Source organism: Paraburkholderia sp. AV2 (assembly GCF_054968425.1).
Genome location: NZ_JBANLK010000090.1, coordinates 1 through 9,746, shown reverse-complemented (window position 1 = coordinate 9,746; position 9,746 = coordinate 1). Strand labels below are relative to the sequence as shown.

Here is a 9,746-nt window from a genome sequence, read left to right as displayed (position 1 = left end):
ATCTGCTGGAACACTCTTCAGCGAACTCAACAGCCTTTATGAAACCGTCTCTTAGGAGGAATCGTGAAGGTTCTTGCAAACTTGAGAGTTGTCACGCAGCTTGTCCTTGCATTCGGCGTCGTGCTGCTAATGCTGGTCGGTATCGGTCTTTTGGGGCTCTCGGGAATTTACAGGGAAAATGACCACGTCGAATCGCTTCGCGAGAACTGGATTCCAGGTGTGGCTGCGAGCCAGCAGATGGCAATTGCGTTGAAGGAGATTGCGCTTGAGGAATTCCGCTTAGTGTCGGCCACAAAGCCTGACGAAGCGAAGCTGGCAAACAGTCGCGTAGATCAGGGATTCAAATCGTGGCAAAAAGCTGCTGGCGATTATGAAACAACGCTGCATGAGACAGCGGAGCAGAAAGCATATGCGCACATCCAGATGCTTATGCCAAAGTATTCGCAACTGGATTCGCAGGTGCGGTCCCTGGTGAAGACAGGCCGGTCCCAGGATGCAGCAGGTCTGCTTTCCGGACAGGGAACAGAGCTTCGAGGAAGCCTTGAAAAGGAGCTCCAGACGATCACGGACGTGAATCTGCAGGGGGCAAGCGACGAGGGTGACGTGGCCTACGATGCGTATAATCGCATCAGGGCCGTTGTCAAGGCGCTGATCATGGCGGCCGTGATCGTTGGCCTGCTGGTGACGTGGAGGGTTACCCGCAGGCTTGCCAGACAATTGGGGGGTGAGCCTGCGACAGCGGCACTGATTGCGGGCAGGATAGCTTCAGGGGACCTGGAGGTTCACATACCGATCCGAAAAGGAGACACCGAAAGCCTGATGCACTCGATCGCGGCGATGAAGATCCAGCTTGTGGAAATCGTGGCTGGAATCAAGACATCGAGCGATTCCATTTCAGTAGCAGCGAACCAGATCGCACAAGGCAACGCGGACCTTTCCCAGCGAACCGAAGAGCAGGCGGCTTCTCTTGAGCAGACAGCGTCTAGCATGGAGCAGTTAACGGGTACCGTCAGGCAGAACGCGGACAATGCGCAGCGCGCCACGACGCTTGCGCAATCCGCAGCAAACGTCGCCGAAAAGGGAGGGGTGGTTGTGGGGAGCGTCGTTCACACGATGCGCGATATTTCGGAAAGCTCTGTCAAAGTATCGGAGATCGTCTCCGTTATTGAGAGCATTGCATTCCAGACGAACATTCTTGCCTTGAATGCGGCAGTAGAAGCGGCGCGCGCAGGGGAAGGAGGGCGGGGATTTGCAGTTGTCGCAACCGAAGTTCGCAATCTCGCCCAACGCAGTGCAGCGGCGGCACGGGAAATCGGGGATCTGATCGGTGAGTCGGTCGCGCGGGTCACGCAGGGCTCAAAGTTGGTCGAGGAGGCGGGAAGTACGATTAATGTCGTGGTTTCTTCAGTCAGGAATGTCGCGGACATCATGCTGGAAATCTCCTCCGCATCGGCCGAACAGAGCACAGGGATCGGGGAGGTCAGCAAGGCGATCACCCAGATGGACGATGTGACGCAACAGAATGCCTCACTGGTGGAAGAAACGTCGGCTGCTGCGCATTCCATGGATGCTCAGACAAGGTCGCTACGTGACGCGGTTGCGGTGTTCAGGCTTGGAGAGGCCGACACCAGGTCACGGAGCGTGGGGCGGCTGGCATGACTGCGTGGGCGGGTGAGCGACGAAATCACGTACGCGCGGAACAGGCGATGTCGGCATGGCGCGCTGAAGCTGCCAACGCGATCTGGCGTATGCCTCAGGATCGTGGGTACGTACGCCGCGAGTACGACAAAATCGATGCGGCAACCGTGGAACTGGAGTAGTGGGAATGGACATTCGTCCGGTGCATTCTGAGGAAGATTAGAAGGCTGCGCTCGCTGCCGTACTGTGGTCGTCGAGATAGATCCCGAGTCCGGTACACCCGAAGGCGACGAACTCGAAATCCTGTCATTGCTGGTGAGCGGTATGAGGAAACGAACTTTCCGCTCGAGAGTCCCGATCCTGTCGAAGCGATCAAGTTCAGGACGGAGCAGCAAAGCCTCACCGCGACTGATATGCAGTCCTATATCGGCAATACGAACCGCGTCTATGAAGTGCTGAATGGCAAGCGAGCGCTAAGCCTGGTAATGATCCGGCGTCTACACGCAGGACTGCATATTCCCGCTGACGTGCCGATCGGTGCAGCCTGAGCATCAGAAAATCGACCGCTCCGTGCGCGTCGTCAGCCACTCCAGCGCCAGCGTCCCCACCAGCGAATTTCCCGTCGGATCGAGCCCCGGCGACCACACGCACACCGCGAATTCCCCCGGCAGCACGGCCACGATGCCGCCGCCCACGCCGCTCTTCGCGGGCAGTCCCACGCGGTAGACGAAGTCCCCCGCGGCGTCATAGGTGCCGCAGGTCAGCATGAGCGCGGAAAGCCGCTTGGCGGAGCTGGCGTCCAGCACATGCCCGCCGCCGGCGGCCGAGACGCCGCCGTTCGCGAGAAAGAGCGCGGCGCTCGCCAGCTCCACGCAGTTCATCGAAATCGCGCACTGGCGGCAGTACGCGTCGATTACGGCGTCGGCGGGCATCTCCAGATTGCCGAAGCTCGCGATGAAATGCGCCATCGCGCGGTTGCGCTCGGCATGGTCGAGTTCCGACTGCGCCACGCGCAGGTCGTAATCGATCTCGCGTATGCCCGTGAGCCGCCGCATGAAGTCGACGAGTGCGGTCTCCGCCCTCACGAAGCGGCGGCACAGCACGTCGGTGACGACGAGCGCGCCCGCGTTGATGAACGGATTGCGCGGTTTGCCGCACTCGCTTTCGAGTTGGACCAGCGAGTTGAACGCAGTCCCTGAAGGCTCGCGTCCCACGCGTTCCCACAGTGCGTCGCCGAGCAACTGGAACGCCAGCGTGCAGGCGAACAGCTTGGAGATGCTCTGGATCGAGAAGCGCACGTCGGCGTCGCCGGTGCGAAAGATGCGGCCGTCGACGGTGACGATGGCCATGCCGAAGTGGTCGGCGCGGACCCTCGCGAGTTCGGGAATGTAGTCGGCGACGCGGCCCGTGCCGATGTAGGGCTGCAGGTCGCGGTGGATGGCGTCGAGTATCGGCTGGTAATCCATGGGCGGGTAATACAAAAAAGCAATGCGCGAAAAAGCGGGGAGCGGTCCGGATGGGCCGCAGGTCCCGGCGATTGTAGCGATTCCCGCCGCGGCGCAACACCGCCCGGCGTTCAATGCGCCCCGGCCGCGCCTCCGCCTCCGCCCCGCGTCGATTTCGTGACCCAGATGAGCGGGATGATCGCGAGAAAGATGATCGCCGAGATATAGAAGATGTCGTTCAGCCCCATCATCGCGGCCTGGGTGGTGAGCTGGAAATCGAACAGCGCGTGCGCGGAAGGCTCGCTCAGATGCAGGAGCGTCTGCGTGTTCTCCATCGACTGGCGGAAGACGGGGTTGTCGACGGAGGCCTGCTCCGTGAGCCGCACATGATGGAGGATCGTGCGGTTGTTCCAGGCGTTCGTCGCGATCGAGGTGCCTACCGCGCCGCAGAACACGCGCACGAAGTTCGAGAGGCCCGCGGCCGCCGGCATGCGCGAGGGCGGCTGGCCCGAGAGGATGATCGCCGTGAGCGGCACGAAGAAGAGCGCCATCGGGATGCCTTGCAGGAGCGTCGGCAGCACGAGATGGAAGGTGTCGACCTCGATCACGTACCACGAGCGCATGAAGAACACGCCCGCAAAAAGCACGAACGCGATCGTCGCGATGATGCGCGCGTCCGAGCGCGGCAGGATGCGGCCCACCACCGGCGCGAGGATCACGGCGAAGATGCCGAGCGGCGCGGTGACAAGGCCCGCATCGACGGAGCGGTAATTCAGGTATTCCTGCATCCATTGCGGCAGCAGCACGAGATTGCCGAAGAACACGCCGTAGGCGACCGAGATCGCCACGGTGCCGCCAAGGAAGTTGCGCTGCGCGAAGAGCCGCAGATCGACGATGGGGTGCGCCTCGGTCAGCTCCCAGACGAGGAAGAACGCGAAGCTCACGAGCGCGGTGATGCCGAGACCGACGATCACGGGCGAATTGAACCAGTCGAGATCCTTGCCCTTGTCGAGCATGATCTGCAGCGACGCTACCCACGCGATAAGGAGCCCGAGCCCCACGATGTCGATCGGCGGTTTGCGCGTGGGCGATTCGCGGTGACGGTAGATCAGCCACGTCGCGGTGCCCGCGAACAGGCCCACGGGGATGTTGATGTAGAAGATCCACGCCCAACTGTAGCTGTCGGTGATCCAGCCGCCCAGCGCCGGGCCGGCGATCGGGCCGACCGTCGTCGTCATGGCCCAGAACGCGAGCGCCGTGGCCGACTTGTCCTTCGGCCAGGAGCCGAGCAGGATGGCCTGCGAGAGCGGAATCAGCGGACCGGCCACGGCGCCCTGCAGCACGCGCGCGACGAGCAGGAACGGCAGGGTCGGTGCGATGCCGCACAGCCACGAGGCGATCACGAACGAGAAAATCGAGGCGACGAACAGGCGCACCTGCCCGAAACGCTGCGTGAGCCAGCCGGTCAGCGGAATCGACACGGCGTTGGCGGCGGCGAACACGGTGATGACCCACGTGCCTTCGTCGACCGAGACGCCGAGGTCGCCGGAAATAGTGGGGATGGCGACGTTGGCGATCGACGTGTCGAGCACGTTCATGAACGTGGCGAGCGCGACGGCGATGGTCGCAAGGATCAGGCGGCCGCCTTCGAGTGGCGGCGGCGGGGCGGGCTGGTTCAAGCTGGTTCTCCGCGTGTCTGGCGTGTTCGTCCGCTGCGGGATGGCGCGGGCCGCGCAGCCCGTCCGGGTTTGCGGCAAGCTTAACCGCAATCGGATTGGGCCATGGCGGCGGCGGCCAGCATCCCCACGGCGCAGAGGGGCATCCGGTTGCGCTGCTGCACGAAGCCGGCAGGCTCGGCGTATGCTTGCGGCTGCGTTCGGGACCACAACTTATCTTGTCGATTGGGCAACAGGGGACTTCCAATGAGCTGGGAATCGTTCGATGGCGGCTGGCGGCTCGTGCCGGCCGGGGGCAGTGCGCGCGCACTCGTCGTGCTGCTGCATGGCGTGGGCAGCAACGCGCGCGACCTGCTGCCGCTGGCCGACACGTGGCACGATGCGCTGCCGGGTGTCGCGTTCGCATCGCTCGACGGCAGCGAGCCGTTCGACGGCGGATTCGGCGGCCGGCAGTGGTTCAGCCTGCGCGACATCGGCGAGAGCAATCGCGAGGCGCGTGTCACGCAGGCGGCGGCCGTGCTGCGTGGACGGCTCGACGCCGAGCTCGCGCACTGGGGGCTCGGGTACGACGCGTTGGCGCTCGTCGGCTTTTCGCAAGGCTCGATCATGTCGCTGCACCACGTCGCGACGCGGCCCGAAGGCGCGGCGGCCGTCGTCGCCTATGCGGGGCGGCTCGTCACGGCGGTGACCGCGAAGAGCCGTACGGCGCTCACGCTCGTGCATGGCGAGGACGACGAGGTGATTCCGGTGCAGGAGCTCGAGCGCGCGGCGATCGCCTTCAGCGACGCGGGCTATGCCGTCGGGGCCTATGTGCTGCCGGGCGTGGGCCACACGATCACGCCGCAGGGCGTCCTGCTTGGCCGCGATGCGCTCGTTCGGACCCTGGAATCGCGTTTTTGAGGCGCGCGCGGCGCCTCTGCGTGACTTATTCGATACATATTGCGCGGCTAAGCTGCACGGTTATTTTTGACGCGGCTAAAGTCTGCGGCGGCCTTGGCCGTTAACGAGTCCAATGAGGTAGCCCATGGGCTGAGAAAGCCCGATCCGCCCGGGGTGCGGCCAGCGTGACGCATCGCCGGGTTCCGGCGGGGCGGGCCGTTGGCGGGGCCGTCCCTAATCGTCCAAAAGACCGCGCACAAAAGACCGACATGGCTCGAGCGAAGCCGCATTCCTCCTTCCTGACAAGGCTGTCCCGCGACGACGTGGCGGTCGATCTCGGCACGGCGAACACGCTGATCTTCACGGCAGGCGAGGGCATCGTGCTGAACCAGCCTTCGGTAGTCTGCTTCGAGCGCGGCACGAAGGCCGGCGAGCCGACGATTGCCGCGGTGGGCCGCGAGGCGCGGGACCTGCTTGGCCGCACCCCCATGAATCTCCAGACCGTGCGCCCCTTGAGCCACGGCGTGATCGCGGATTTCCCGGCAGCCGGGCACATGATGCGCCGCTTCGTGGCGATGGCGCAGCCGCGCCGCCTGTTCGGCCGGCGCGCGGCATTCACGGTCTGCGTGCCGGCTTCGGCCAACCATGTCGAGCGTCGCGCGATTCGCGAAACCGCGCTGGCCGCGGGCGCCGCGAGCGTGAACCTGATCGGCGAGTCGCTGGCGGCGGCGGTGGGGGCGGGGCTGCCCGTTTCGTCGGCAACCGGCTCGATGGTGGTCGATATCGGCGGCGGCACGACCGAGGTCGGCGTGATCGCGCTCGGCGGCGTGGCCTGCAGCGGCTCCGTGCGCGTGGGCGGCGACGAATTCGACCGCGCCATCGTCAATTACATACGCGGGCTCTATGGCGTCGTGCTCGGCGAGCAGACCGCGGAACACGTCAAGAAGACCATCGGCAGCGCGTTGCATGGCGAGCCGATCGAGACCATGCGCGCGACCGGGCGCAGCGTCGAGGACGGCCTGCCGCGCACGATCGAGCTGTCGAGCCACGACATCGCGGACGCGCTTGCCGCGCCGCTGCGGCAGGTGATCGGCGTGGTGCGCCAGGTGTTCGAAACCGCGCCGCCCGAGCTCATCACCGACATCGCGCATCACGGCATCGTGCTGACCGGCGGCGGCGCGCTGCTCGGGCGGCTCGACCAGTGCCTCGCCCGCGAACTGGGCGTCGCCGTGCGCGTGGCCGACGAGCCGCTGACCTGTGCCGTGCGCGGCGCAGGCGCCGCCGCGGCATGCCTCGACGCGTGCGTGTTCGAGTAAGCGAGTCGCACAGGCAGCCAGGCGCTGCCGTGCGCAGTACACGCGTTGTGCCACAACGTGGGACAATGGCGCCTTTTTCCTGACACGTCCCGCGCGCGGCCCAGCCGGCGCGTCGTCGTTTTCATCGTTTTTCGCCGTGAATCAAGCCGTCTTTCCCGCGCCCGGGTCGTTCGTCGAACTGCCCGGCGGCGTGCCCATGCCCTTTGTCGAACGCGGCAAGGGCGAGCTGCTGCTGTTCGTGCATGGCTCGCTCTGTGACTACCGCTACTGGCAACCCCAGCTTGCGGGCCTCGCGCAGCACTACCGCTGCGTTTCTGTGAGCCTCACGCACTATTGGCCGGCGCCGGATCCGGCGCACGCGCAGCCTTTCAGTTGGAGCCGCCATGCCGACGAAGTCGGCGAATTCATCGAAGCTCTCGGGGCGGGGCCGGCCCATGTGATCGGGCATTCGCGCGGCGGCAACGTGGCGTTTCATTTCGCGCAGCGCCATCCGCGGCTCGTGCGCTCGCTCACGCTGGCGGATCCGGGCGGTCCCGTGCAGATGCCGGGGCAGACGCTCGCGCAACTGCCCGAGACCGTCAATGCGCTGCGCGCCCGCGCCGTGCAGTTGATCGATTCAGGCGAGGTGGACGCGGGGCTCGAGCTTTTCGTCGATTCGGTCAGCCGGCCCGGCTTCTGGGCGAAGAGCACGCATTCGTTCCGCCGCATGGCGACCGACAATGCGCATACCCTCGGACCCCAGTTTCGCGATCCGCTCGCGGCCTATACGCGCGAGGATGCGGAACAGGTGGCGTGTCCGGTACTGCTGATAGATGGGCAATTGAGTCCCGCCGTGTTCCATCGTGTCGTGGCAGCGCTGGAGACGTGGATGCCCGACGTGCGCCGCGAGACCGTGAATGGCGCCTCGCATGGCATGAACCTCGCGCGTCCGGCCGAATTCAATATGCTCATCGACCAGTTCGTGAGTGGGCACGGGCGCTGAAAGGCGTGGCGTAAAGCGGTATGAGAGGGGTATGAGGGGACGCCGGCGGCAAGGGCCAGCCCTCGCGGAAGACCGCCCGGGGGGGCGGCCTTCTGCGAGGCCCGGTGATCCGGCGTCTTAGTCGCGCTCGAGCGCGTGGGCATCGAGCGCATGCTCGGCGGCTTCGCCCACGAGGCCCGCGTAGTAGAGGTGCACGCCGATCGCCAGCGAGTCGTTGCGGATCTCATGGAAAGCCTTCCGTGCCTTCACGGGATCCTTGAAGACGAGATAGTGCGCTTCCTGCGAGACGAGGCGCGCGACCTGGTGCAGGCCGTGGCCGTTCAGCTTGTCGACGAGGTGATCGAGGCTGCGGTGCGTACGTGCGTCGGTGCGCGGGTAGAGCATGTGCAGCACGGCGACGCGCTCGGACGCCAGCGCGGCGGACAGCGCGACCACGATGTCCTGATGGTTCAGCGCCGTGACAACGGAGCCTTCGGCCAGTTCGTCTTCCGCAAACAGGGTGTCGATCGAAATATTCATCTGCTATTCCTTACATTTTGCTTCAAGCGCGTGTGACTAGAGAAAAAAGGCCCGCCTAAACAAGGCAGGCCAGCAGAGTGACATGCAAAGTCAATAGGGGAAGTCTCTGCATGCGTCGCAGTATCGCAGAACTGAGGGCGGGATGTTGCACTGCAAGAGCAAAATATTGTTGCAATAAGTGCGTGGAAGGCGGCTGAAAGCGATGAGCGTTGCGTAAGTGAAGAGGCATTGTTGCCGGAATAGTTGTCAATCGTTGCCGCGCAGGGTCGTAGAATGCGCCACGTGGTCGCAGCGATGCCACCCGCTGTTCGAGGGGCCCCGCGCTGCGGCATGTGCGATGTGACAGCCACTCAAGGACAAGACATGATTGATTCGAAGACACACGCCACGCTCACGATTCCTGGCAAGGCAGAGAGCGTCGAGTTGCCGGTCTACAAGGGCACCCTGGGCCCGGACGTGATCGACATCCGCAAGCTGTACGGGCAGACGGGCATGTTCACGTACGACCCGGGCTTCATGTCGACGGCGTCGTGCAACTCGGCGATCACGTACATCGACGGCGACAAGGGCGAGCTGCTTTACCGCGGCTACCCCATCGACAATCTCGCGCAGAACGCCGACTTCCTCGAAACCTGCTACCTGCTGTTGAAGGGCGAACTCCCCACGCAGACGGAAAAGGACCAGTTCGTTGCGACCGTCACTCATCACACGATGGTTCACGAGCAGATGCACTTCTTTTACCGGGGGTTCCGCCGTGACGCGCATCCGATGGCGATTCTGGTTGCGGCGGTCGGCGCACTGTCCGCGTTCTACCACGACTCGCTCGACATCAATGATCCGACTCATCGCGAGGTGTCGGCGATTCGCATGATCGCCAAGCTGCCGACGCTCGTCGCCATGGCCTACAAGTATTCGATCGGCCAGCCGTTCGTGTATCCGCGCAACGACCTGTCATACAGCGCGAACTTCATGCAGATGATGTTCTCCACGCCGAGCGAAGCGTACAAGGTCAACGACGTGCTGGTGCGCGCGCTCGACCGCATCCTGATCCTGCACGCCGACCACGAGCAGAACGCCTCGACCTCCACGGTGCGTCTGGCCGGTTCGTCGGGCGCGAACCCGTTCGCGTGTATCGCGGCCGGTATCGCCTGCCTGTGGGGCCCGGCGCACGGCGGCGCGAACGAAGCGGCGCTGAACATGCTCGAGCAGATCGGCTCGCCGGACAACATTCCCGAATTCATCAAGCAGGTGAAGGACAAGAACTCGGGCGTGAAGCTGATGGGCTTCGGTC

Annotated in this window: 8 protein-coding genes; 5 read left to right on the top strand and 3 right to left on the bottom strand. The window is 64.3% G+C overall.

Translation table 11 applies throughout. The features are described 5' to 3' along the window. Positions 1–63: 63 nt before the first annotated feature. A complete protein-coding gene (locus V8683_RS30845; protein WP_411190786.1) occupies positions 64–1,659 on the top strand; it encodes a methyl-accepting chemotaxis protein in 1,596 nt (531 codons plus the stop codon). Positions 1,660–2,189: 530 nt separating this feature from the next. Here the strand turns inward: V8683_RS30845 and V8683_RS30840 are convergent. Both V8683_RS30840 and V8683_RS30835 read right to left on the bottom strand, forming a co-directional pair. Next, on the bottom strand, positions 2,190–3,104 hold the full coding sequence (locus V8683_RS30840; protein WP_411190787.1) for a glutaminase: 915 nt from the start codon (positions 3,102–3,104) through the stop codon (positions 2,190–2,192). Positions 3,105–3,214: 110 nt separating this feature from the next. Next, complete coding sequence (locus tag V8683_RS30835) at positions 3,215–4,762, bottom strand: DHA2 family efflux MFS transporter permease subunit (protein ID WP_411190788.1); 1,548 nt, start codon at positions 4,760–4,762, stop codon at positions 3,215–3,217. A 243-nt stretch (positions 4,763–5,005) separates the two neighbouring features. Between V8683_RS30835 and V8683_RS30830 the strand changes: the two genes are divergently transcribed. The 3 genes from V8683_RS30830 (at position 5,006) to V8683_RS30820 (ending at position 7,936) form a co-directional block, all read left to right on the top strand. Continuing rightward, a complete protein-coding gene (locus V8683_RS30830) occupies positions 5,006–5,659 on the top strand; it encodes an alpha/beta hydrolase (RefSeq protein ID WP_411190790.1) in 654 nt (217 codons plus the stop codon). Between the two features lie 248 nt (positions 5,660–5,907). Continuing rightward, entirely contained in the window at positions 5,908–6,954 is a 1,047-nt protein-coding gene (gene mreB / locus V8683_RS30825; RefSeq protein WP_411190791.1) for a rod shape-determining protein, read from the top strand. A 196-nt stretch (positions 6,955–7,150) separates the two neighbouring features. Further along, positions 7,151–7,936 (top strand): alpha/beta fold hydrolase, encoded by a 786-nt coding sequence (locus tag V8683_RS30820; protein ID WP_411192483.1) that lies wholly within the window; start codon positions 7,151–7,153, stop codon positions 7,934–7,936. A 117-nt stretch (positions 7,937–8,053) separates the two neighbouring features. Here V8683_RS30820 and V8683_RS30815 read toward each other — a convergent pair whose 3' ends face one another. Next, positions 8,054–8,455, bottom strand: coding sequence for a hypothetical protein (locus tag V8683_RS30815; RefSeq protein ID WP_411190792.1), 402 nt, complete (start codon positions 8,453–8,455; stop codon positions 8,054–8,056). A 363-nt stretch (positions 8,456–8,818) separates the two neighbouring features. On the opposite strand from V8683_RS30815, the gene gltA reads away from it, so the two are divergent. Next, positions 8,819–9,746, top strand: a 928-nt coding sequence (gltA, locus tag V8683_RS30810; protein ID WP_462880729.1) for a citrate synthase, incomplete at its 3' end; no start/stop codon positions are given.